General features: G+C 68.5%; 18 protein-coding genes and 1 riboswitch. Of the genes, 8 read left to right on the forward strand and 10 right to left on the reverse strand.

Annotated features, from left to right (window positions below; genetic code table 11):
• Positions 1 to 6: 6 nt before the first annotated feature.
• The 3 genes from GGR47_RS00930 to GGR47_RS00940 all read right to left on the reverse strand — a co-directional run bounded on the left by GGR47_RS00930 (position 7) and on the right by GGR47_RS00940 (position 3796).
• The gene (locus GGR47_RS00930; RefSeq protein ID WP_147037168.1) at positions 7 to 864 is read right to left on the reverse strand and encodes a dienelactone hydrolase family protein; all 858 of its coding nucleotides are present in this window, start codon (positions 862 to 864) and stop codon (positions 7 to 9) included.
• 279 nt (positions 865 to 1143) lie between these two features.
• Positions 1144 to 2724, reverse strand: coding sequence for an aldehyde dehydrogenase (NADP(+)) (locus GGR47_RS00935; protein WP_147037169.1), 1581 nt, complete (start codon positions 2722 to 2724; stop codon positions 1144 to 1146).
• Between the two features lie 214 nt (positions 2725 to 2938).
• Entirely contained in the window at positions 2939 to 3796 is an 858-nt protein-coding gene (locus tag GGR47_RS00940; protein ID WP_147037170.1) for a glucose 1-dehydrogenase, read from the reverse strand.
• Positions 3797 to 3927: 131 nt separating this feature from the next.
• Positions 3928 to 4134: riboswitch (cobalamin riboswitch) on the forward strand.
• A gap of 136 nt (positions 4135 to 4270) precedes the next feature.
• Between GGR47_RS00940 and GGR47_RS00945 the strand changes: the two genes are divergently transcribed.
• The 5 genes from GGR47_RS00945 (at position 4271) to alr (ending at position 10212) form a co-directional block, all read left to right on the forward strand.
• Complete coding sequence (locus tag GGR47_RS00945; RefSeq protein ID WP_147037171.1) at positions 4271 to 6196, forward strand: TonB-dependent receptor plug domain-containing protein; 1926 nt, start codon at positions 4271 to 4273, stop codon at positions 6194 to 6196.
• A gap of 425 nt (positions 6197 to 6621) precedes the next feature.
• A complete protein-coding gene (locus tag GGR47_RS00950) occupies positions 6622 to 7419 on the forward strand; it encodes an ABC transporter substrate-binding protein (protein ID WP_147037172.1) in 798 nt (265 codons plus the stop codon).
• A complete protein-coding gene (locus GGR47_RS00955; protein ID WP_147037173.1) occupies positions 7416 to 8372 on the forward strand; it encodes a FecCD family ABC transporter permease in 957 nt (318 codons plus the stop codon). The genes GGR47_RS00950 and GGR47_RS00955 overlap by 4 nt, the downstream gene beginning before the upstream one ends.
• A complete protein-coding gene (locus GGR47_RS00960) occupies positions 8363 to 9133 on the forward strand; it encodes an ABC transporter ATP-binding protein (RefSeq protein ID WP_183949409.1) in 771 nt (256 codons plus the stop codon). Before GGR47_RS00955 ends, GGR47_RS00960 begins: the two co-directional genes overlap by 10 nt.
• A 53-nt stretch (positions 9134 to 9186) precedes the next feature.
• On the forward strand, positions 9187 to 10212 hold the full coding sequence (gene alr / locus GGR47_RS00965) for an alanine racemase (RefSeq protein WP_147036873.1): 1026 nt from the start codon (positions 9187 to 9189) through the stop codon (positions 10210 to 10212).
• On the opposite strand, the gene GGR47_RS00970 is transcribed toward alr, so the two are convergent.
• The 4 genes from GGR47_RS00970 to GGR47_RS00985 all read right to left on the reverse strand — a co-directional run bounded on the left by GGR47_RS00970 (position 10209) and on the right by GGR47_RS00985 (position 16940).
• Positions 10209 to 11129, reverse strand: a complete 921-nt coding sequence (locus tag GGR47_RS00970) for a 2OG-Fe(II) oxygenase (RefSeq protein ID WP_244305193.1) — start codon at positions 11127 to 11129, stop codon at positions 10209 to 10211. The two genes, alr and GGR47_RS00970, sit on opposite strands and share 4 nt — an antisense overlap.
• A gap of 135 nt (positions 11130 to 11264) precedes the next feature.
• Positions 11265 to 14543, reverse strand: a complete 3279-nt coding sequence (locus tag GGR47_RS00975) for a TonB-dependent receptor domain-containing protein (protein WP_017977441.1) — start codon at positions 14541 to 14543, stop codon at positions 11265 to 11267.
• Positions 14544 to 14738: 195 nt separating this feature from the next.
• A complete protein-coding gene (locus tag GGR47_RS00980; protein WP_147036872.1) occupies positions 14739 to 15911 on the reverse strand; it encodes an acetyl-CoA C-acetyltransferase in 1173 nt (390 codons plus the stop codon).
• Between the two features lie 21 nt (positions 15912 to 15932).
• Positions 15933 to 16940, reverse strand: a complete 1008-nt coding sequence (locus tag GGR47_RS00985) for an alpha/beta fold hydrolase (RefSeq protein WP_147036871.1) — start codon at positions 16938 to 16940, stop codon at positions 15933 to 15935.
• Positions 16941 to 17029: 89 nt separating this feature from the next.
• On the opposite strand from GGR47_RS00985, the gene phaR reads away from it, so the two are divergent.
• The 3 genes from phaR (at position 17030) to GGR47_RS01000 (ending at position 18719) form a co-directional block, all read left to right on the forward strand.
• On the forward strand, positions 17030 to 17593 hold the full coding sequence (phaR, locus tag GGR47_RS00990) for a polyhydroxyalkanoate synthesis repressor PhaR (RefSeq protein ID WP_147036870.1): 564 nt from the start codon (positions 17030 to 17032) through the stop codon (positions 17591 to 17593).
• A 12-nt stretch (positions 17594 to 17605) separates the two neighbouring features.
• On the forward strand, positions 17606 to 17791 hold the full coding sequence (locus GGR47_RS00995; protein ID WP_116732672.1) for a hypothetical protein: 186 nt from the start codon (positions 17606 to 17608) through the stop codon (positions 17789 to 17791).
• A 241-nt stretch (positions 17792 to 18032) separates the two neighbouring features.
• On the forward strand, positions 18033 to 18719 hold the full coding sequence (locus tag GGR47_RS01000) for a hypothetical protein (protein ID WP_147036869.1): 687 nt from the start codon (positions 18033 to 18035) through the stop codon (positions 18717 to 18719).
• 146 nt (positions 18720 to 18865) lie between these two features.
• Here the strand turns inward: GGR47_RS01000 and GGR47_RS01005 are convergent, their stop codons facing one another.
• The 3 genes from GGR47_RS01005 to GGR47_RS01015 are packed head-to-tail and all read right to left on the reverse strand — an operon-like array spanning position 18866 to position 23211.
• Positions 18866 to 20047 (reverse strand): aspartyl protease family protein, encoded by a 1182-nt coding sequence (locus tag GGR47_RS01005; RefSeq protein ID WP_147036868.1) that lies wholly within the window; start codon positions 20045 to 20047, stop codon positions 18866 to 18868.
• Positions 20048 to 20092: 45 nt separating this feature from the next.
• Complete coding sequence (locus tag GGR47_RS01010) at positions 20093 to 21661, reverse strand: glycosyltransferase family protein (protein ID WP_147036867.1); 1569 nt, start codon at positions 21659 to 21661, stop codon at positions 20093 to 20095.
• A gap of 14 nt (positions 21662 to 21675) precedes the next feature.
• Entirely contained in the window at positions 21676 to 23211 is a 1536-nt protein-coding gene (locus GGR47_RS01015; RefSeq protein WP_029720768.1) for a TadA family conjugal transfer-associated ATPase, read from the reverse strand.
• Positions 23212 to 23297: the final 86 nt, after the last annotated feature.

Raw genomic sequence — 23297 nt, forward strand, 5'->3', positions numbered from 1 at the left:
GTTCCTTCAGAGCTGCTTGCGGAACAGGTCAAGCATCCGGCCCCAGGCGCGTTCGGCCTGCGGTTGGTTGTAGACCTTGCTGTCGATGACGCACCAGCCGTGCATCGCGTCGGCATAGACCTGGATCTCCGCCGGTCGCTTCGCCGCGGCGAAGGCGTCGCGCAGCACGGTCTTGTCGTTGGGGCTGCGGGCATCGTCGTTGCTGGCGATTGCGATCAGGTAGCCGCCGGCAAGCTTCGGGATCAGCCGGTGCGGGCTGTCCGCCGCCTCGCTGACGAGGCCGGCGCCATGGAAGGATGCGCCGGCATGCACGCGGTTCGGCACCGCGGCGGCGGTGCGCAGCACCATCGGCCCGCCCATGCAATAGCCCGCGCTGCCGATGGGCCGCTTGGTGTCGACCTCCTTCTGCTTGTCGAGGAAGGTGACGAAGGTCGTCCCGTCGCGCGTTACCGCATCCGCGGTCAGCGCCGCACGCCACGGCATGATCTTGTCGCGCACCGCGGGCTGGTCGAACGATTCGCCGGGCTGGACGATCGGCGACTTGGTCGACCGATAGAATTGATTGACGACCAGCACCGCATAGCCTTCGCCTGCCAGCCGGTCCGCCATCTGCCGGAACGCCGGCCGCAGCCCCATGATGTCGGGCCACATCAGCACGCCGGGATGCTTGCCGCTGGCCGGCGCGGTGAAATAGGCGTCGCACTGGCCGTCGGGCGTCGTGATCGTGACGTCGCGGCCCTTCACGGGTTTGGCGTCGGCCGAGGTCGGCAGCAACGCCGCCATGCCCACCGCACCGGCAGACGCGCCCAATTGGCGGCGGGTGAGATGGGTGGCGTTATCGGCTTCGGTGATCTCGTCGCACATGCGGCCTCTCCTGATGTTGTGGGGAGGCTAATCGAGTGCGGGCCGTGGCTCCAGCCGGAAAAGCGTGTGGACCCAACGCTTTCCTCCACCACCCGGTCATTCCCGCCTCCGCAGGGATGACGACAGGTGGGGGAGTGACGGCCGCCCCGCCCACCCCGTCACCCCGGACTCGGTCCGGGGTCCACTGAGCCGCAGGGGGATGGTAAGAGGCTCGAACCAACCCCCTCGCCGCAGAGTGGACCCCGGACCGAGTCCGGGGTGACGGAAGGGGAGCAACCCTTACCGCGGGCTCGCCTCACGCTTGCCGTCCAGCCGCCGCGCGATACCCCACGGATTGGCGTCACGCACCGCCGCCGGCAGCAGCGCGGCGCTGAGGTTCTGGAAGCACACCGGCCGCAGGTAGCGCGCGATGGCGAGCGTACCGACCGACGTCGTGCGCCCGTCGCTCGTCGCCGGGAAGGGCCCGCCATGCACCATCGCCGGCGCGACCTCGACACCCGTCGGCCAGCCATTGGCGAGGATGCGACCCACGCGGCGCGCGATCACCGGCACGAGCCGCGCGGCATCGGCCTCGTCGGCGGCATCCATCTGCAGCGTCGCGGTCAGCTGGCCTTCCAGCCCGGCGATGACGCGCGCGATCTCCGCCATGTCGCAGCAGCGCACGACGACCGACGACGATCCGAACACCTCATGGCTCAGCGCGCGGTCGGCCAGGAACGCCTCGGCCGTCGTGTCGAAGATCGCGCCGACCGCCTGGTTGACGCCATCGCCCACCTTGCCCCGCGCGACGGTTTTCACCGCATCATGGCCGGCAAGCGCATCGACGCCCTGTTCGAAGCTCGCATGGATACCCGGCGTCAGCATCGTCGCCGGTGCCGCGTCGGTCATCGCCGCCGCGGCGGAGGCGATGAACGCATCGAGATCGGGGCCGTCGATCGCCAGCACCAGACCGGGGTTGGTGCAGAACTGGCCCGCGCCCATCGTCAGCGACGCGACGAATTCCTTGCCCAGCGCCTCGCCCCGCAAGGCAAGCGCGGCGGGGAACAGCACGACCGGGTTGATGCTCGACATTTCGGCATAGACCGGGATCGGCTCTTCGCGCTCGGCGGCGATGCGGACCAGCGCCAGGCCCCCGCCACGCGATCCGGTGAAGCCCACCGCCTGGATACGCGGATCGCGCACCAGCGCAGCCCCCAGTTCGTTCGTCTCGCCGGGCAGATAGGAGAAGACGCCCGCGGGCAGGCCGCTGTCCTTCACCGCTTGGGCGATCGCCCGTGCGACCAGCTCGCCGGTGCCCGGGTGCGCCGGATGGCCCTTCACCACCACCGGGCAACCCGCAGCGAGCGCCGAGGCCGTGTCGCCGCCCGCGACCGAAAAGGCGAGCGGGAAATTCGATGCGCCGAACACCGCGACCGGCCCGATCGCGACATTGACGCGGCGCAGGTCGGGGCGCGGCAGCGGCGCACGATCCGGCAGGGCGGGATCGATCGTCGCGTCGAGGAAGTCGCCCTGGCGCACCACGCCCGCGAACAGCTTCAACTGGCCGACGGTCCGCCCGCGCTCGCCCTCCAGCCGCATGCGTGGCAGGCCGCTTTCCGCCATTGCGCGCACGATCAGGTCGTCGCCGAGTCCCACAATATTGTCGGCGATCCGCTCGAGGAACGCGGCGCGCGTCTCGGGATCGGTCGCGGCAAAGGCGGGGAAGGCGGCATCGGCCAGCGCACACGCCTCCGCCACCGCATCGGCACCCGCCGACGAGAAATCGGGGGTCAGCGTCTCGCCGGTCGCAGGGTTGACCGCGGTGAAACGGGTCTCGGCCTGGCGAGTGTCGCCGCCGATCAGCAGGGCGCCGTCGATCATGGATGTGCCTCGTATCGAAGATAATGTCTGACTAATTGTAGGGTGGCACGACGCTGCGGACAATGACCGATTGTTCGGGTGTCGCTACCCATTCCCCACCACCCGTTCGTGCTGAGCGTGTCGGAGCACGGGGTGCCACATGCGCGCCGTCGCCTGTGGCAACGCGCCCTTCGACAGGCTCAGGGCGAACGGGGGTGGGGTGAATGGGCAGCGTTTACAAAAACGCCCGCCCGCCCGTCACTGGAATCGTCGCGCCGGTGATATAACTCGATTCATCGCTCGCCAGCAGCACATAGGCGGGCGCCAGCTCCGCCGGTTGCGCAGCGCGGCCGAGCGGCGTGTTCTCGCCGAACGTCTTCACCGCTTCAGGCGGCATCGTCGACGGGATCAGCGGCGTCCATACCGGCCCCGGTGCCACCGCATTCACGCGGATCTTCCGCTCCGCGAGCATCTGCCCCAGCCCGGATGTGAAATTGTAGATCGCGCCCTTCGTCGTCGCATAGGCGAGCAGCTGCTGATTGGGGTCCTGCGCGTTGATCGACGTCGTGTTGATGATCGACGCGCCTTCGCCCATGTGCGCGACCGCGGCCTTCGACAGATAGAACATGGAATGGATGTTGGTGGCGAAGGTCAGCTGCCATTCCTCGTCGGCGATATCTTCCAGCGTCTCGAAGCTGCGCTGGTGCGCGGCGTTGTTGACCAGCACGTCGATCCGGCCGAACGCCTCCACCGCCTTGGCGATCACGGCGCGGCACTGATCGGGGTGCGACAGGTCGCCCGCGACCAGCACCGCCTGCCGCCCCTCCGCCTCGACCAGCGCCTTGGTTGCCTCGGCATCGTCATGTTCGTCGAGATAGGCGATCAGCACGTCGGCGCCTTCGCGCGCAAAGGCCAGGGCGACCGCGCGGCCGATGCCGCTGTCGCCGCCGGTGACGATCGTCTTCTTGCCGGCGAGGCGCCCGGAGCCCTTGTAGCTCGACTCGCCATGGTCGGGGCGCGGGTCCATCGCCTCGGTACGGCCGGGGATCGCCTGCTGCTGTTCGGGATAGGGCGGGGTGGGGTAATCGGTCATGGGGCACTCCTTCGCTCCGGCCAACCGATCGCGTGCTGACCCGTTCCGGCACATCAACCTGGATCAATGAAGTCGCCCCCGACACCGGCACCGCGGCGGCGCGGCATTGACGCCTCGGCCCGTCTGACCGTAAGGGCCGGGCCGTGAAAGGTCCCCGGAGACGGGGTCAAAAGGGAAGCCGGGATGCGCAACGGGAGGCGTGGATCCGGCGCTGCCCCCGCAACTGTGACCGGCGAGCCGGTCCCCATCGAGCCACTGGGTCCGCGACGGATCTGGGAAGGCGGGGACACAGGCGACGACCCGGAAGCCAGGAGACCTGCCTTTCGCCGTCGATCCTTCGCGCGGACGGGGTGTGCCGGGCGGACGAGGGAACCCCCTCGATGCGAGCGACATCCGCCGTGCGCGAATGGTCGCGCGCGGTCAAAAAGGCCGCCGCGCGCGATCCGTCGCGTGCGGTCATAAGGGGTGTGCCCAATGACTGTTCGCCTATCCGTTTCCGTTGTCCGTCCGTCGCTGTTGACGCTCTGCCTGCTGCTCGCCGCGCCCGCCGCCGCGCAGATCGCGCCGACCGCCGATCCTGCCAACAGCGACGACATCGTTGTCACCGCGACCCGCGTCGCCCAGCCCGCTGCCGAAGTCGGCCAGGCCGTGACCGTCATCACCCGCGACGAGATCGATCGCCGCCAGACCGTGTCGGTCGCCGACCTGCTGTCGACCACGCCCGGCGTCACCGTGACGCGCAACGGCAGCCTAGGCGGCTTCACCGGCGTGCGTTTGCGCGGCGCCGAGGCGGAGCAGACGCTGGTCGTGATCGACGGCGTACGCGTCAACGATCCCTCGTCGCCCGGCGGCGGCTTCGACTTCGCGAACCTGCTGTCGGCCAGCGTCCAGCGCATCGAAGTGCTGCGCGGCCCCAATTCGGTCCCCTGGGGCAGCCAGGCGATCGGCGGCGTCGTCAACGTCATCACCGAAGAACCCACCGAGCGGCTGAAGGCGCGCGCCAGCGCCGAATATGGCTATGCCGACAGCCTTTACGCGCAAGGCGGCATCTCGGGTCGCAGCGGTGCGATCTCCGGCGCGCTGACCGGCGGCTATCTGCGCAGCGACGGCATCTCGGCCGCGGCCAACGGCACCGAGCGTGACGGCTATCGCCAATATGGCGCGACCGGCCGCCTGGGCGTCGACTTCACCGACGGCATCGGCCTCGACCTGCGCGGCTATTGGGCGGACAGCAAGACGCAGACCGACGGCTATCCTGCGCCGAACTATATCCTCGCCGACGACCCCAGCTTCTCGACCGCGAACGAGCTGTACGGCTATGCCGGCCTGCACGCCAATTTCGGCACGTTCCGCAACCGCGTCGCCTTCACCATCGCCGACATCAACCGCGACACCTATGCTAAGCCCGGCGCCACGCCGTCGCCGTTCCGCGGCCGCTCGGAACGCTACGAATATCAGGGCGATTACCAGCCGATCGATCAGGTCCGCATCGTTGCCGGCGTCGAGCATGAAGACAGCCGCTATCGTGATTCGAGCCTGCGCCGCTCGGTCGGCATCACCAGCGTCTATGGCGAAGCGATCGTGAAGCCGTTCGACGCGCTGACCTTCACCGGCGGCATCCGCAACGACGATCATGAGACGTTCGGTAACCACACCACCTTCGGCGCCGACGCCGCGCTGGCGCTGCGCACCGGCACGACGCTGCGGGCGAGCTATGGCGAAGGCTTCAAGGCGCCGACCCTGTACCAGCTCTACAGCCCGTACGGGAACACGCGCCTCGATCCGGAAACCGCGCGCAACTGGGATGCCGGCATCGAACAGGCGCTGCTCGACGGCCGCGCCCGCGTCTCGGCGACCTATTTCAACCGCGACACGCGCAACCAGATCAGCTTCCGCGGCTGCTCGGGCGCCGAGCAGACCACCACCGGCTCGATCTGCGTCAACCGCCCGTTCGGCGTCTACGACAACATCCAGCGCACCCAAGCCGAGGGCGTGGAGTTCGCGATCGGCCTGCGTCCGGTCGATGCGCTGACCGTCTCGGCGAACGTGTCGTACATCGATGCGGAAAACCGCACGCCCGGCACCGCCTTCCGCACCGATCTGCTGCGCCGGCCCAAGGAAACCGCGGCGTTCGTCGTCGACTATCGCCTGCCGTTCGGTCTGGGTATCGGTGGCACCGTGCAGATCGTCGGCGACAGCTTCGACAGTGACAGCTACGGCAGCCGCGTGCGCGTCGACGGCTATGCGCTGGCTAGCGTCCGCGCCGAACTGCCGATCGGCGACCGCCTGTCGATCTACGGCCGCATCGATAACGTCACCGACGCCCGCTACCAGACGGTGGCCGAATACGGCACCTACGGCCGCGCGGCCTATGGCGGCGTGCGCGTGAAGCTGGATTGATGACACGTCCACCCTCACCCTTCGCCGATGTTGCCGGCTCTTTCCTCTCCCGATGGGAGAGGGAGGGAGGCGCGCAGCGCCGGAAGGGTGAGGGTCGTCGTCTGCTGTCGTCTGTGCTTACCTTCCTTCCGTCATTCCCGCGAAGGCGGGAATCCAAACGCGCTACCGTCTCGCAAGCGCCGCAACGCCAGCCAGTCTGGATCCCCGCCTTCGCGGGGATGACGGGGTGGGTGGGACGGGTCACCGCGCTGATATTCACCGGCGGCACTGCGCCGTGGCGAGGGCTGGCCGTTCGGGTGCGCAACCGCTTGCCCCACACACTCCGTCACCCCGGACTTGGTCCGGGGTCCACTCTGCGGCGAGGGGGACGGCAAGAGGCTCAGGCGGCGCCCCTGCGGCCCGGTGGACCCCGGACCAAGTCCGGGGTGACGGCGGGAGTGTGGCTGAGCGCGGCCCTCACCCTCACCGCCTGCGCCTCCGCCCCCCGGCAAGGCGGCATCGTCTCCACCAACCCCTGCGCCGACGCGATTCTGGCGCAGATCGCGCCCGATCGGCTCGCCGCGGTCAGCCATTATTCGCACGATCCGGCCGCGACCTCGATGCCGCTCGCCCTCGCGCGCCGCTATCCCGCGACCGCCGGCACCGCCGAAGAGGTGATCGCGCGCCACCCCGATCTCGTCGTCACCGACACCTTCGCCCCCGCCGCGACCCGCGCCGCCTATGACCGCGCCGGGCTGAAGGTGCTCACCCTCGATTCCCCCGCCACGATCGCCGCCAGCGAAGCGCAGGTGATGCAGATCGCCACCGCCGTCGGCGTTCCCGCGCGCGGCGCGGCGATGGTCCGTGCGATGCAGAGCGCGATCCCGCCCGCGACCGGCGCGAAGCCCGCCGCGTTGCTCTATATCTCGGGCGACCTCGCCAATGGCGGCGGTACGCTGCTCGACGACCTGATGACCCGCGCCGGTCTGCGCAACGCCGCCGCCGATTACGGCCTCGCCTTCACCGGTACGCTGCCGATCGAAACCATCGTCGCGCATCCGCCCGCACTGATCCTCAGCGACGGCGACGGCCGCACGGCCGAGTTGCGCCGCCGCATCCTCGCCCGCAGCGGCGCGCATGTCGCGGAGGTGCGGTTTCCACGCCAGTTGATGAACTGCGGTGGCCCCACCATCGTCCCCGCGCTGCGCCGCCTGTCCGCGATCCGCGCGCAGCTGCTGTCATGAGCCGCGGGCTCCGCCTCACAGGCCTTGCCGCGCTCGTCGTCGCCGGCTTCGCGCTGTCGCTGGTCGCCGGCAAGCAGTGGCTGCCCTGGGGCAGCGACGCCGCCACCGCCATCTTCCTCGAACTGCGCCTGCCGCGCGCGCTGCTCGGTCTGCTGCTCGGCGCGATGCTCGGCGTGTCGGGGGCGGTGCTGCAGGGCTTCCTGCGCAACCCGCTCGCCGACCCCGCCGTGATCGGCGTATCGTCCTCCGCCGCCTTCGGCGCGGTCGCGGCTATCCTCTATGCCGGCGCGTCCAGCCTCGGCATCTTCGCCGCGGCAATGAGCGCGGCGGTCGCGTCGATGCTGCTGCTCGTCGCGCTGACCTGGCGCAACGCGGACCCGGTCGCCTTCATCCTCGCCGGCACGGTCTTGTCGAGCCTTGCGGGCGCGCTCACCGCCTTCCTCATCTCGATCGCACCAAACCCCTATGCGGTGGCAGGCGTGCTCGACTGGCTGATGGGCGCGCTCACCGACCGCGGCCTCGCCGACCTTGCCCGCGCCGCGCCTTTCCTGATCGTCGGCACGATCCTGCTCGCTGCGGCCGGCCCCGCGCTCGACGCGCTGACGCTGGGGGAGGGGGCGGCCCGTTCGCTCGGCATCCGGCTCGGCCGTGTCCAGGCGCTGGTTGTGCTCGGCACCGGCCTCGGCGTCGGCGCGGGCGTCGCGGCGACCGGCGTGATCGGTTTCGTCGGGCTTGTCGTGCCGCACCTGCTCCGCCCCGTCTTCGGCCACCGCCCGTCGGCGCTGCTGCTGCCGAGCGGCCTCGGCGGCGCGGCGCTGGTGCTGGTCGCCGACAGCCTCTGCCGCCTCGCACCCGGCGCGGGTGAGGTGCGGCTCGGCGTCGCTATGGCGCTGATCGGCGCGCCCTTCTTCCTAGGCCTGTTGCTGCGGCATCGGGGGCGGGCATGGATCTGATCGCGAACCGCCTGTCGATCGATCTCGGCTCGCGCCGAGTGTTGTACGATGTCGACGCGACAATCCGGCGCGGCCGCGTCACCGTCATCCTCGGCCCCAATGGCGCGGGCAAGAGCACGCTGCTGAAGGCGCTTGCCGGCCTCGTCACCCCGGCCGGGGGCAGCGTGACGCTGGAGGGCGCGCCGCTCGCCGCGCTCGCCCCCCGCCAGCGCGCGCGCCGCATCGGCTATTTGCCGCAGGAGGCCGCGGTCCATTGGAACGTCCCCGCGCGCGATGTCGTCGCGCTCGGCCGCGTGCCGCATCGTGCGCCCTTCGCCGGCCCGTCGCCCACGGACCGCGCCGCGATCGACGCCGCGCTCGCCACGACCCACGCCGCCGACCTCGCCGACCGCCCCATCGCCGATCTGTCGGGCGGCGAGCGGGCGCGCGTCCTGCTCGCCCGCGTCCTCGCCGGCGAACCCGACTGGCTGCTCGCCGACGAACCGCTCGCCAGCCTCGATCCCGCGCATCAGATCGACATTCTCGATCGGCTGTGCGGCATCGCCGTCGCCGGCCGCGGCGTCGTGCTCGTCCTCCACGATCTCGCGCAGGCCGCGCGCATCGCCGACGACGTCATCCTGCTGCGCGATGGCGGCATCGTCGCCGCCGGACCGGCCAGCTGCACCCTCACCGCCGCGCGCATCGCCGAGGTGTTCGACGTCACCGTCGCCAGCCTGCCCGGCAGTCGCGTGATGGTGCCGATCGGTCGCATCGTCCGCTGACCGTCGGCCCTGAGGCATCGACGCAAGGGGCGTGCGCGATTATGCGCTGACGCGTGACTGCTCCCCTCCGCCTCCGCCTCGACCCCGCCGCCCTCGCCGACAATTGGCGCATGCTCGACCGGATGAGCGGCCGCGCGGCCTGCGGCGCGGCGCTCAAGGCGAACGGCTATGGCCTGGGCGCGACAGAGGTCGCATCGCACCTCCGCGAGGCAGGATGTCGCGACTTCTTCGTCGCCACCTGGGCAGAGGCCGAACGGCTCGCCCCGCTGCGGCTGCCGCTGTCGGTGCTGCACGGCGTACGCGACGAGGACATGGCGACTGCCCTGACCGGCATCGCGCGGCCCGTGCTCAACACCGACGCGCAGGTCGCGCGCTGGCAGGCCGCGGGCGGCGGTGCGTGCGACGTGATGGTCGATACCGGCATGAACCGCCTCGGCGTGTCACCGCACGCGGTGCGGACCGGCCTGCTCGACGGCCTCGCCATCGACACGCTGATGAGCCACCTCGCCTGCGCCGATGAGGACAGCGCGATGAACGCCCGACAGCTCGCCGCCTTTGCCGCCCTGCGCGGGGCGACGAGCGCGCGGCGGATGAGCCTCGCCAATTCCGCCGGCATCGCGCTCGGCGCCGATTATGCCTTCGACCTGACCCGCCCCGGCATAGCGCTCTACGGCGGCATCCCGCGGTCCGACTTTGCCGGCCTGATCCGCCAGGTCGTCCAGCCCGAAGCGCAGATCCTCCAGCGCCGCACCGTCGCCGCCGGCGGCACCGTCGGCTACAATGCCACCTGGACCGCCCCTCGCGAGACCGAGGTTGCCATCCTCAACCTCGGCTACGCCGATGGCTACCTCCGCGCCTTTTCCGACCGCGGCAGCGCACGCGGCGGCACGCTGCCCGTCATCGGCCGCGTCTCGATGGACTTGCTGGCAGTGGACGTGACGGCCGCGCCGCACGTGGCGGAGGGCGACTGGCTGGCGATCGACTTCGCGCTGCCGGACGCGGCGGCGCAGAGCGGCCTGTCGCAGTACGAGCTGCTGACGGGAATGGGGCAGCGGTATGTGCGGGTGTGGGACGCCTAAACCGATTCCGGTCCCTGCCACACGTCGAACGGCCGGGCGCGGATCCAGCGGGTGGCGATCCATTTGACGCCTGAACGCGGCGCGGCGCCGGCGTGGCGTGCGCTATCGAGCGGTCGACCTTTGGCATCGACATTATCGAAGATGATGGCATCGCCGCCGTTCGGCACGATCTTCAGGTCGTGATGGGGGAAGAGCGTCTCGCCCCCGGCAAAACCTTCATTGAGATAGACGATGACCGTCGATACGCGTTGGTTGCGAACATGCGGCAGAACGTCGGAGTGCAGTTTGAATTGCTGGCCAGGCGAATAGCGTAGCACGGTAAGCGCTTCGCCTTGCATGACGGCGGTGCCGCTGATCCGCGCGATGCGCACATTGATCGCTCGAATGACAGGGTCCTCCCGCACAGGGCCGATCACGGCGGCGTCAGATGTGCGGATGGGGTGCGGAGTCGCCCGGCCGGTTCGCGGGTCCATCACTTGCGACGGCGCCAGCAGATCGGCCGCACTGCGCGCGATATGGGCACATTCGTCTGGCGTCATAAATGCACGCACCCGCCGGACGCTGCCGTTCGGGACAAGGGACTCGATTGCTGGCAGGCGGATCGGATCGCCACGCTCATCTAAACCCATCGCCGCCAGCAACATGTCCAGCTGCTTCGCATGGGCATCGCCGGCGGCTACCGTCCCTGACAAAAGACGCATTGCCTCCGACCAGTCCGCTGGCGCTCCGCTTCCATTGGCGGTCAAGGCGATGTCAATCAGCCGTGCTTCCCCGTGGCCCAGATCCCCGGAACGCCGGAAGGCAATGCGCGCCGCTGGAAGATCGCGGGCCAGGATATCTCCCATCAATCGCCAAAGGCCTTGCTGGAACAGGGCATCGGGATCTTCCTTGGCAACTGCACTTTCGATCAGCGCCACGGCAGCGTCCCGTCGCCCTTCCATCAACAGTCGCCGGGCGGTCGCGCTAATGTCCTCAGCCATCATGGGACGATGAACGAAAAAGGGGCCGGTGGAAACCACCGACCCCAAAGGTCTTTTCGATGTCGATCGCGATTAGAAGCGAGCGGTGACGCCCGCGTAGAAACGACGGCCGATATTGTCGAAGATAGCGCTGCCCGCACCGATGCCGGTCGCGCCGAGCGGCGGCAGGCGGTCGGTCAGGTTGTCGACGCCGATGTAGAAGTTCGACTTCTCGCCGATGTCGATGCCCAGCTTCATGCCGATGTACAGGACGTCGGGATAATAAGGGATGTCGAAATCGTCGAGGTTCTGCGGCGCACGGCCCTGGAACGCGATGTGGTTTTCGATCGCGCCGACGGACTGCTTCGACAGATAGCGGAACTGCGTGTCGAGCGTGATCAGACCGAAGTCTGCACCCAGGTTAACCGTGAACTGATCCTTCGGATAGCCGAGTTCACCCACGGTCGTGTCCGCGAAAGCGGGCTGCAGCGGATTGAGGAAGCTGCTGCTTTCGAGGATGTGGGTGTAGATTACCTCCGCACCGATCCGGGTCTCGCCGAACCGCCGCGAATAGCTGAGGTCCATGTCGATGCCGCGACGCTTCAGGCTGGCGAAGTTCAGCGACGACTGCAGCAGGCTGCCTTCGATGATGCGATAGGCCTGCTCACCGCGAGGACCCGTACCGCCGGCTGCGACGCGCTGGAACTGCGAACAGAACTGGTTGTTCGTGATCGAAGGCGAATCGTAGCAGTTGTTAACGATGCCTTGGGCGCTGACCGCCGTGATGACGTCGTTCACCTTGATGTTGTAATAATCGACCGTGAAGACGAGGCCGGGCGCGAAGGTCGGGCTGATGACCGCACCATAGGTGTAGGAGTCGGACTTCTCCACCTTCAGGTTCGGGTTGCCGCCGCTGCGAATCTCCAGCGATTGGGCGTACTGGTAGTTATAGGTGGTCGGGATACCCGCGGCGGCGCAATTCGCTTGGCGGAACTGCGTGCCACGACCCAGGTTGTCGGCCGAGCAGGGGTCGGCGAAGCCGGGTGCGAAGTTCTGCCCCGCTGCCGAATACAGTTCCGAAAGGTTCGGTGCACGAACCGCGCGGCCATAGTTCGCACGGAAGCGCAGGCCCTCGAACGGCGCATAGGTGCCGTTCAGGTTGTACGTGTAGACCGTACCTGCCGAACCCTTGTAATCCGACACGCGGCCTGCACCACTGAGCGTCAGCTCCTTGATGAGCGTGATGTCCTTCAGCAGCGGCAGGCGGAGTTCGCCGAACGCTTCCTTCACTTCGAAGGCCGGCGGCGTAAAGGCGGCCAGCGCGTTGTAGAAGGTGTAGCCCTTCTCGACGTAGGGATCGGCCCGGAAGAAGTTCGTCTCACGGCGATATTCCGCGCCGATCGAGAAGCCGATTCCGCCGCCGGGCAGGTTGAAGAACTTCGACGTATCGCCGGCGACGTTGGCAAGGATGTCGAGCTGCGTGATCTTGCCGCGCGACGTCGTGTTGCGGAGCACGAAGTTGCGCGCCGCGTCCGAAACGCTGCCGACGCCAAACGGATTGAGCGGCTGACAGTTCTTGATGTCATTGGCAAGGTTGGCGGCGTCACCGCCCAGGTCAGTTCCGAACGCGAAACGGGTCGGATCGATCTGCGCGCCGCATACGATCTGGCCATTGGCGTTGCGGACCGCGTCGAGCGCCAAGCTGAGGCGCTGGACGTCGACGTTGCCGAGGACGCGGGTGGCTTCCTTGAACTCGCCGTAGTTCGCCGACACTTCGTAGTTCAGCGTGTCAGTGATGTCGCCGCGGACACCCGCCACGAACCGGTATGTTTCACGACGCGCATCCTCACGACGCGAACCGAGGTCGGTCAGATTCTTGCGCAGGATGAAGCGATACGCACCGCTGTTGATCTGCGTACGCAGCGTCGCGGCCTGTGCCGCGGTGATGGCCGCGCCGGTGGTCGGGCTGATCCCGGCATCGACCGCCGCCAGCGCCTGTGCGGTCAGCGTGGCGCGCGAGTTGGCGTCGAGGAACGGGTTGTCGAGGCGCGGACGCTCATACAGCGCATCGATCGTCGAACCGGTGAAGAACGCGGGACCCGAACCGCCGAGGCCGACGCTGTCGAGGCGGACGTACTTCGCTTCGACGAACGGTTTGAACGCATCGGAGACGTCGAAGTGGCCGATCAGGTTCGCCGAATAGCGGTCCAGCTGCGGCAGGAGCTGTAGCAGCACGCCTTCGCGACGGGTGTTGCCGTTGCCGCCGATGAACGAACCTGACGGCGTTGCCGACGGAGCCGCTGCGCTGCCCGCGGCGATGCCGACGCGCGTGCCGGTCTGCTGCGCAAGCGAACCGCCCGGCTGGAACAGATAGTTGCAGGTGTAGGCGCGGCCCAGCGGATCGCGACCGCACCGCGCGGCTGCCGTCGCGCCCAGGCCGGCGCCAGCGAACGAGACGAGACCGCCGTCCGAGAAGGAGCCGACGCGAATGTCACGGAAGAATACCGCGTCCGGCACGCCGTCATAGTTCAACTTGCCGTCCAGACCGGGGCCCGCGGCGTCGATGTTGGTCGTGATGAAACCGTCGGTCTGACGATATTCCTTGCGGTTCGACGCGAACAGATCCTGGGTGCGGGCGTATTCCAGGCTGACTGCTACGTTGCCGCGGCCATCTGCGAAGTTCTTGCCGCCGGTCATGCTGACGAAGTAGCTGCCGGCATCCTTGCGGTCGCTGACGCCGCCCTGTGCGCGGATCTGCAGGCCGTCGAACGTCTGCTTCAGGCGGAAGTTGATGACGCCCGCGAGCGCATCCGAACCATAAACGGCAGAGTTGCCGCCGGTGACGACGTCGACGGCTTCGATCAGGTCGGTCGGGATCGTGTTGGTGTCGACCGAGACGGCGTTGTTCAGGATGTCAGAGCCGACGTGGCGGCGACCGTTGACCAGCACCAGCGTGCGCGACGTGCCCAGACCGCGAAGATCGAGCAGGTTGAGGCCCGACGTGCCGAGGAAGCGGGTCGAGTTCGACTGGCTGAACGTGCTGTTGAGCTGCGGCAGGTCGTTGAGCACGTCGCCGATCGACGTGCGCGCGGTCTGCGTCAGTTCTGCGGCCGACACCGTGGTGATCGGTACGACCGATTCGGCGTTGGGCGAACGGATGCGCGAACCGGTGATGACGATGTCTTCACCCGGACGGACCGAGTCATCCTTGTTGGTGTCGGCGATCGACGCGCCCGCCGGAGCTTCCTGCCGCTGGCAGTTTTCCGTCACTGTATCGGAGCACGGCGGAAGCGTCGTCGTCTGAGCCAGCGCAGAGGGGGCGAGCAACAGCCCGCCCGCGAGCGCGCTCGCGGAAAGCAGCCAAGTCTTCATTATGGTCCCCTATTTTCGGCACGTTTGCCTTAAACAGGGGGCCATGTTGACGCAGTCCGATGAAACGAAACAAGTCGATTTCTAACAGGGTGATGAACGAAGCGTCACATTACTCGAAACTGTCGCCGAAAAGACACAAAAGTACGTACGGATTGTTTCCATAACTCATTAATTGCGTCAATGACGTTTACCCAATCACCGCTCCACGCACATCGCGATCCCCATGCCGCCGCCGATGCACAGCGTCGCCAGGCCCTTCTTCGCGTCGCGCTTCTGCATTTCGTACAGCAAGGTAGTCAGCACGCGGGCGCCGCTGGCGCCGATCGGGTGGCCGATGGCGATCGCGCCGCCGTTGACGTTGGTCTTGGCGTGGTCGAGGCCCAGTTCCTTGCACACCGACAGCGCCTGCGCCGCAAACGCCTCGTTCGCTTCGATCAGGTCGAGGTCGGCGACGGTCCAGCCGGCCTTTTCCAGCGCCTTCCTGGACGCCGGCACCGGGCCGATGCCCATGACCGACGGGTCGACGCCCGCGCTCGCCCAGCTCTTGATCGTCGCGAGCACCGGGGCACCGCGCTTCTCGGCTTCCTCGCGGCTCATCAGCACCAGCGCGGCGGCGCCGTCGTTCAGGCCGCTGGCGTTGGCGGCGGTGACGGTGCCGTCCTTCTTGAACGCCGGGCGCACGCCGCTGACGCTGTCGAGCGTCGCGCCGGCGCGGATATATTCATCGTCCGCGACGATCGTGTCGCCCTTGCGGCCCTTGATCGTGACCGGCGCGATCTCGTCCTTGAACCGGCCAGACCCACGCGCCGCCTCCGCCTTGTTCTGGCTGGCGACCGAGAAGCTGTCCTGTTCGCCGCGCGTCACCTGATATTGCTCGGCGAGGTTTTCCGCCGTGATGCCCATGTGATAGCCGTTGAACACGTCGGTCAGGCCGTCGTTCACCATCGTATCGACCAGGCTGACGTTGCCCATCTTGGTGCCGCCGCGCATCGTCTGTGCGTGCGGGCTGAGCGACATGCTCTCCTGCCCGCCGGCGACGACGATCGACGCATCGCCGGTCTGGATGGCCTGGCACGCGAGCGCCACCGCGCGCAGGCCCGATCCGCACACCTGGTTGACGCCCCAGGCGGGCACTTCCTTGGGGATGCCGGCGGCCATCGACGCCTGGCGTGCCGGGTTCTGCCCCTGCGCCGCGGTGAGCACCTGACCCAGGATCACCTCCGACACCTCTTCGCCCTTCACGCCCGCCTGTTCCAGCGCGGCCACGATCGCGACGCGGCCTAGTTCGTGTGCCGGGGTGGCGGCGAACGCGCCCAGGAAGCTGCCGACGGGGGTACGCTTGGCGGCGGTGATGACGATCTCGGTCATGATGATCTCCTTGTGCGCCGCCTATCTAGCGGCGGGCAGGGCCGCGATCCAGTCGGCAAGCGGCTGCCATAGCGATGCGCGGGCGCGCCCGCCGACGATCATCCCGACATGGCCCAGCGCCAGTTCGCGATGATCGGCCAGGCCTGCCGCGGTGGCGGCGGGGACGATCCGGTCGGTGGTGGAGACGAACTCCACCGTCGGACAGGCGAGCGCCTCAGGGATCACGCTGTGCCCACGGATCGTCCATTGCCCTTGTCCCGGCGCATCGGCGGTGATGAAGCGATCGAACAGGTCGCGCGCGCAGGCGAGCGGCAGCGGCTCGCCGGCATTCGCCCAATCCTCCAGCCGGACGAAGGCGTGCGCCGCCTCGCTGTCGGGCGCCATCCGCCCGAACGCCTCATATTTTGCGATCGTGCGCGCCGGGTCGAGCCGCCAGAATCCCGCCTGCAGCACCTCCATCGGCAGTACGCCCAGCGCCTCCGCGGTCGGCAGCGCCGCCTGCCACAGGTCGCGCATCCCGCCCCGCGCCGCGCCATAGCCATCGAACCGCCACGGCGCCGCGATCGTGGCGAGGCCCGCCGCGCTCGTACCCGCCGCCGCCGCGGTCGCCATCGTGCCGCCCAGGCAATAGCCGACCAGCACCGGCGGCGCATCGAGCTGCTCGATCAGCGGCAGCAGCAGCGATTCGACATGGCCGGTCATGTCCATGTCCCGGTCCGCCGGCGTCGGCGCGCCCCAGTCGACCAGCGCGACGCGAAAGCCCTGTGCCGCCAGCCAGCGCACCAGCGATACCGCGCCCAGATCGAGAATTGCGGGCGGATTGATCAGCGACGGCACGCACACCACCATCCGCCCCCGCCCGCCATAATAACGCAACGCCGCCCGCCCCGCCGTGGCCAGCGCCGGCATCGGCGGCGGGGCAGGGGGGCGGGGCGCCTGCTGATAGGCGGTCAGCCCGGCGAGCGCGGCCGCCATCCGGTCGGGATATGCTGCGGTTTCGCTGCGCAGCATGTCGAGGAACAAGGGCAACGGTCGCGGACCGTGTTGCGGTGCGGAAAATTGAGGCGTAGCATGCGGTTCGATCACGGGCATAACACCGGAACGGGCAGGGGACGCGTATGAAGAAGCAACAGCCGGGCGACGGCGTCGTCATCATCAAGAAATACGCCAACCGGCGGCTCTACAATACCGAGACCTCGTCCTACATCACGCTCGATCATCTCGCGACGATGACCCGCGAAGGCCGCGACTTCAAGGTCGTCGATGCCAAGACCGATGACGATATCACGCACAACGTGCTGACCCAGATCATCATGGAAGAGGAAAGCCGCGGGCAGACGATGCTGCCCGTCAGCTTCCTGCGCCAGCTGATCGCCATGTACGGCGATTCGATGCAGTCGATGGTGCCCGGCTATCTGGAGGCGTCGATGGACAGCTTCCGCCGCAACCAGGAACAGTTCAAATCTGCGGTCGAGGGCGCGTTTGCCCATTCGCCCTTCGCCGAAATCGCCAAGCGCAACATGCAGATGTTCGAAGCCGCGACGCAGGCGTTCGGCGTCACGCCCGCGATGGCGCCCGCCGCCGCGGCTGCGCCCGCCGCGCCCGCCAGTAAGGATGACGAGATCGCCGCGCTGAAGGCGGAGCTGACGCGGTTGCAGGACAAGGTCGAAAAGCTCGGCTGACGGCGCGCGCCCGTGCCGGTGATGTTCTGGAGCGCGGGCGCCAGCCTGTGCGTCGCCCTCGTCGCGGCGTTCGCCGACCGCCGCCGGCGCCTGCGCCACGATCCCGATCGCGTCGGCTTCATCGACTGGCGCACGGTGCAGATGGCGGCGCTGCTCGCGACGATCCTGCTGGTCAGCGTCGGGCTGCATACGCGCTGAGGGCCGGGGCAGCGACCAGCCAGTCTGTCGCGCCATCCCCCCGTTCGCCCTGAGCCTGTCGACGGGCAGGCGTCCACCGCCGCGCCGCGCGTGTGGCGACCCGTCCTTCGACAGGCTCAGGACGAATGGCCAAAGGGGTGAAGCGTACCTCCGCAAAATCCCGTTGCGTCCTGCCTTCAATGGCTTACGCTTGCGGCCATCGCGGGCCTATCTCCCCGCCGTCTTCCGGGGAACGACATCCGTGCGCCATCTGCTGATCCCGACCGCCGCGGCGGCCGTCCTGTTCGCTGTGCCTGCCCACGCCGACGAGCTGCAATCGCGACTGCTCGCGGGCATGCAGGCGGCGCGCGCCACCGCCTTCGCCTTCCAGCAGACGATCGTCGTCGAGACGACCGGGCAGGCGCGGCGCACGATCGTCGAACGCTACGACCCCCGCCGCCCCGCCGCCGAGCGCTGGACGCTGGTCAGCGTCGACGGCAAGGCACCCACCGCCAAGGACATCACCAAGGCGCGCGAGGGCAAGAAGAAACCCGGCTCCTACGGCGATCTCGCCGACTGGTTCGGCACGCCGGCGCGCCGGGTCGAGGCGCCGGCGGGCTATGCCGCCTATCACTTCGACCGCCTGCCCGCAGGCGAGCTCAAGATCGGCAACCACGACGCCTCCGCCGACACCGCGGCCGACGTGCTGGTCAACACCAAAAGCGCGACCCCCTTCGTCGAACGCGTGCGCTTCACCTCGACCAAGGGGTTCCGCATGATGCTGGTCGCCTCGGTCAAGCGGATCGACAGCAACAGCCGCTATGTCGCCGCGCCGGGCATCGGCATCGTCCCCGAATCCTTCGCGATGGCAATGACCGGATCGATGATGGGCAAATCGGGCGAACTGAAAACCAACGTGACGTTCAGCGGCCACCAGCCGGTGAAGTGAGCGCGGACGGCGCGCTTGCAATCCACTCTCGCCGTCGCGCTTTGCCGGCCATGTCTATCGAGGTGGTTATCGGCGTTTCACGCGGGTCGATAGTCCTCCCCCTGGCGGGGGAGGACTTCCCACACCGCATCGAACGGCGGTCGGTTCTAATAGAAGCGCTTCAGCGTCAGCGACCGGACGGTGCCGTCGCACAGGCCCAGTCGCACGATCGTGCCCGGCGTACCGATCGACCATTTGGCGAGCGCGCTCGTCGGATAGTCCGCGCCGATCGGCTGGCCGTCGATCCGGCAGATCAGGTCGCCGACCTGCCACCCCGCCGTCGCCGCGGGGCCGCCGCGCATGACGTGCAGCACCTTCAGCCGGTCGCGCTCCAACCCGACGAGCAGCCCGCTGGTCGATCGCAGCGGCGGCCGGTTCGCATCGGGGCCGGGCTTCAGCACCATGCGCCCGGCGGCGGGATCGAGCAGCACGCGATAATTCTGCAACAGCCCCGATCCGATCCGGCCGGCGACGCCGATCGTCTCCGAAAAGCCGTTTGCCGGCTCGATCCGCGTTTCGACGCTACGGATCGCCTGTTCGCCGATCGTGATCATCGGCACGATCGTCAGCGTGCTCACCGTCTCGCCGGCGAGACCGAACGAGACGGTGGTGGTGCTCGGCAGCCGCGTCACGCCCGCGCGCTTCGCCGCGCTCTCCGACAGCGTCAGCGCCGACCCGTCGCCGGTATCGACGATCACTGGCGATAGCGTACGGCGCCCGATCCTGATCTGGCTTTCGTACACATGGCGCGCGGGCGAGATCGTCAGCGGCGCCAGCGCGCCGACGAACGGCAACCGCCCCGACGGCAGCAGGCGGAACCGGTGATTGGCATAATCGATGTCGAGCGCCTGCCCGCCGATCGCGTCGCGCCCGATCAGCATGTCGACCGCTTTGGCGCTGCCCGTCGCCAGCGCGGGCAGGTCGGCGACGGTGACGCCGCCGCCGGTGCGCGTCAGCCCGCCGATCGTCAGCGTCCGCGTCGGCTGCCAGCCGACGGCAACCGCGCCGCTGCCGGCCCCACCGATCGCGGTCGCTTGCCCGTCACTCTGCACCCGCGCCGGATCGGCGGCGGCGCGGGCAAGCACCGAATAGCTCACCCCCGTGTCGAGGATCGCGGTCAGCGGCGCCCCGTCCAGCGTCAGCGTGAAGCGGATCTGGTTGCCCGGCGTCAGGTCGAACGGCACCCAGCGCGCATCGGTATCCGCGGCAAGCGTCGCAACGCCCTCGCGTCCCGCAGGCGGAGGCGCCGCGGCGAGCAGCAGTAGGGCGAACGGTAGGAGGACGCGCATTGGGCACACCCTAGCGCGCCCGAACCGACCTATAAACCCGCCGGCCTATAAACCCGTGCGGGCCATGGCGCGGTTGATGAGGAAGGGGGATTCGCTTGCCCCCGTGCAGCCGCCGCTGCGCGCCAGCACACACATCCGGATGTTCCAGCTTTGCTCGCAATGGTCGACACGCCAGCCGGCGGGGACACGCAGCGTGTCCGGGGTCGCGGTGACGATGCGGTTGAACCCCGCCTGATGCGCCAGCGCATTCGCCATGGGGCGGTCGGCGGGATCGGCGGAATCGCCCGTCCAGAACATGCTGATCGGCGTGCCCTGGCGCAGCGCGACCGCACCTGGCAGCACGGCGAAGCTGGCGGGCTTGACCAGCGCGACGCCGCACACGGCTGGATCGGCGCGCAGATAAGCGAAGGTCCGCCAGCCGTCCGCATTGGGCGAGAGCTGGTTGGGCGCGAGCTTGCCCTGCGCCAGGCCGATCGAGGCGAGCGCGAAAGCCGCGAAGACGCCGACCGTCACCGCGTGCGCCTGCCCCTGCGACAGCCGCGCACGGGCGATCGCAATGATCTCGCCCCAGCCCAGCGCGGCCAGGATCACCAGCACGGTAAAGGCGAGGAAGATGAACCGATATTCCTTGTGCGGGATCAGGCTGTGGATCACCAGCGTCACCGCCGCCGCGGCGAGTAGCCCGGGCGCCTGTCGCCAGCCGTACAGGATGCCGATCACCGCCGGCACCATCCACCACGACCACACTTCCATGAACCACGCGACATAGGCCAGCGCCGGGAAGGTGCCGTAGCGCGCGGAAACGTTTTGGACGATATTCTGTTCGAAATTGCCCAGGATCCAGGCGAACGGCACCAGCCCGCGCGCGGCGTCGACGATCGCGCTGGCTGCGGCGACCGCGAGCGCTCCCGCGAGCAACACCGCCCAGCGCTTGCCGTCGAACAGGTCGCGCCGCCATTCCACCAGCACCAGCACCGCCGCAGCGGGCGCGTAATGCGGCCGGGCGAGCGCGGCGAAGGCGAACAAGGCGCCCGCCGCGGCGATGCGGCGCGGCCCGGTATGCCTTGCGGTCAGCAGCGCGGCGGCGGGCAGGAAGGCCGCGACCGCGATCGGCTCCGCCAGCGTTTCGGCGGCGAAGAAGACGATCTCGAACCAGGTCGCCGCGACGACGCCGGCGAGCACCCCGGTGGTCGCGCTGTGCCGTCGCCCGATGTCCCACGCCGCCCAGATGATGCCGAGCGACGCCGCCGCGGTGGCGAGGCGGGGCAGGATCATCGGCAGCAGACCGTTGGGATCGATCGCCTCGCCGATCCCCAGCGGGATGGCGAGCAAGGCGGGTAGCATCCAGCTACGGATGCCCGTGCGCCATTCCCAGGTGATGACGCCCTCGCCGGTCAGCAGGCGATGGGCCGGCTCCAGATATTGATAGATCGCGTCGGGGTGATGGAAGCCGGGGGTCAGCGCCGCCCAGACGCGCAACATTGCGCCGATCAGCATCAGCCAGGCGAGCGGCCGCGCCATGACGACGCGCTCGACCGCGTCGTACAGGCCCGGTCCGCGCAGCGCCGCATCCCGCGTCGCCGCCATGTCACGCGCGTGGATCGCCGCGGTCATCCGGCCGCCCCGCCTTACAGACAGGCTTCGAGGAACGCCTGGTCGAAGCCGAACTGCTTCGCCTTGTCGAGCGTATAGGGGCGCAGGCCCATCGAGCGATATTCGCCGATGATCTTGCCGTCGGCGCTTTCGTCCAGATATTCGAACTTGAACAATTCCTGCGTCACGATCACCGGCCCTTCCATGCCGATGACTTCGGTGACGTTGGTGACGCGGCGGCTGCCGTCGCGCAGGCGCTTGACCTGGATGATCATGTCGACGCTGTCGGCGATCTGGCGGCTGATCGCCTCCTTGGGTACCTTGATGTCCGACATCATCACCATGTTCTCCATGCGCGCCAGCGCCTCGCGCGGGGAGTTGGAGTGGAGCGTACACATCGATCCGTCGTGGCCGGTGTTCATCGCGGCGAGCATGTCGAAACACTCGCTGCCACGGATTTCGCCCAGGATGATGCGGTCCGGGCGCATACGCAGCGCGTTCTTCACCAGGTCGCGGATGCTGATCTCGCCTTGGCCTTCCAGGTTGGCGGGCCGCGTTTCGAGGGGGAGCCAGTGCGGCTGCTGCAGCCGCAATTCGGCCGCGTCCTCGATCGTCAGCACGCGCTCGCCCGGGTCGATCATCTTCGACAGGGCGTTGAGCATCGTCGTCTTGCCCGAACCCGTACCGCCCGAAATGACGACGTTGAACCGGCTGGCGCCCGCGATCTTCAGCGCGGTCGCCATCTTGGGGCTCATGCTGCCGAACCCCGCCATCATGTCGAGCGTGATCGGCTTGGCGGAGAATTTACGGATCGAGATCGCGGTGCCGCGCAACGACAGCGGCGGCACGATCACGTTGACGCGGCTGCCGTCCTTCAGACGGGCGTCGGCGAGCGGCGTCGTCTGATCGACGCGGCGACCGACCGAATTGACGATGCGCTGCGCGATCTGGAACAGATGCTCCTCGTCGCGGAACTGGATCTGCGCCAGCTCCAGCTTGCCCTTGCGCTCGACGTACGTCTGGTCGGGGCCGTTGACCATGATGTCGGTGACGGCGGCATCGGCGAGCAATTCCTCAAGCGGCCCCAGGCCGAGCAGCTCGTCGACCAGCACCTTTTCCAGCGCGAATTGTTCGCGGCGGTTCAGCGTCAGCTTCAGTTCGGCGAGCACTTCGCCGATGATCGGGCGGAATTCCTCGGCGAGCTCGTCCTTGCTCAGCGTCGCCGCGGCTTCCGGATCGACGCGTTCCAGCAGGCGCGGCAGCACCTGCTCCTTGATCTTGTGGATCGAGGCTTCGAAGCCCTCGTTGCGGCTGCTGCCCGCATCGCCGCTGGCATTCTGCCGCTCGGTCAGCCGCGCCATCGCATCGACGGTGCCGGCGGGCGGCGCGGGGGCGAGCGGGTCCTCGGGCGCGAGCAAAGCCGATTCGATCGGCGGGAACTGGCTGCCCGGCGGCGTGTCCTCCGCCGGCCGCGGCGCCACGCCGCTGCTCTGCATCGGGCGCGCGACGCCGAACGCCGGCCTCGCCGGCTGTCCGCCACCCATTCCGTTCCGACGCCCGAACGCGCTCATACCCAATTCCAATATGGTCCTGCCGAGAGGGGTAGGGGGCAAGGTTTGACATTTTCCTAACCACGATGCGCCGCTGGCCGGCGTGC

The organism is Sphingomonas aquatilis (assembly GCF_014196115.1).
Lineage (GTDB): Bacteria > Pseudomonadota > Alphaproteobacteria > Sphingomonadales > Sphingomonadaceae > Sphingomonas > Sphingomonas aquatilis.

Bases quoted from the DNA above. Each gene is read 5' to 3' on its own strand.
- GGR47_RS00930 (WP_147037168.1), bottom strand. From the start codon at position 864: ATGTGCGACGAGATCACCGAAGCCGATAACGCCACCCATCTCACCCGC.
- GGR47_RS00935 (WP_147037169.1), bottom strand. From the start codon at position 2,724: ATGATCGACGGCGCCCTGCTGATCGGCGGCGACACTCGCCAGGCCGAG.
- GGR47_RS00940 (WP_147037170.1), bottom strand. From the start codon at position 3,796: ATGACCGATTACCCCACCCCGCCCTATCCCGAACAGCAGCAGGCGATC.
- GGR47_RS00945 (WP_147037171.1), top strand. From the start codon at position 4,271: ATGACTGTTCGCCTATCCGTTTCCGTTGTCCGTCCGTCGCTGTTGACG.
- GGR47_RS00955 (WP_147037173.1), top strand. From the start codon at position 7,416: ATGAGCCGCGGGCTCCGCCTCACAGGCCTTGCCGCGCTCGTCGTCGCC.
- GGR47_RS00960 (WP_183949409.1), top strand. From the start codon at position 8,363: ATGGATCTGATCGCGAACCGCCTGTCGATCGATCTCGGCTCGCGCCGA.
- GGR47_RS00975 (WP_017977441.1), bottom strand. From the start codon at position 14,543: ATGAAGACTTGGCTGCTTTCCGCGAGCGCGCTCGCGGGCGGGCTGTTG.
- GGR47_RS00980 (WP_147036872.1), bottom strand. From the start codon at position 15,911: ATGACCGAGATCGTCATCACCGCCGCCAAGCGTACCCCCGTCGGCAGC.
- phaR (WP_147036870.1), top strand. From the start codon at position 17,030: ATGAAGAAGCAACAGCCGGGCGACGGCGTCGTCATCATCAAGAAATAC.
- GGR47_RS01005 (WP_147036868.1), bottom strand. From the start codon at position 20,047: ATGCGCGTCCTCCTACCGTTCGCCCTACTGCTGCTCGCCGCGGCGCCT.
- GGR47_RS01010 (WP_147036867.1), bottom strand. From the start codon at position 21,661: ATGACCGCGGCGATCCACGCGCGTGACATGGCGGCGACGCGGGATGCG.
- GGR47_RS01015 (WP_029720768.1), bottom strand. From the start codon at position 23,211: ATGAGCGCGTTCGGGCGTCGGAACGGAATGGGTGGCGGACAGCCGGCG.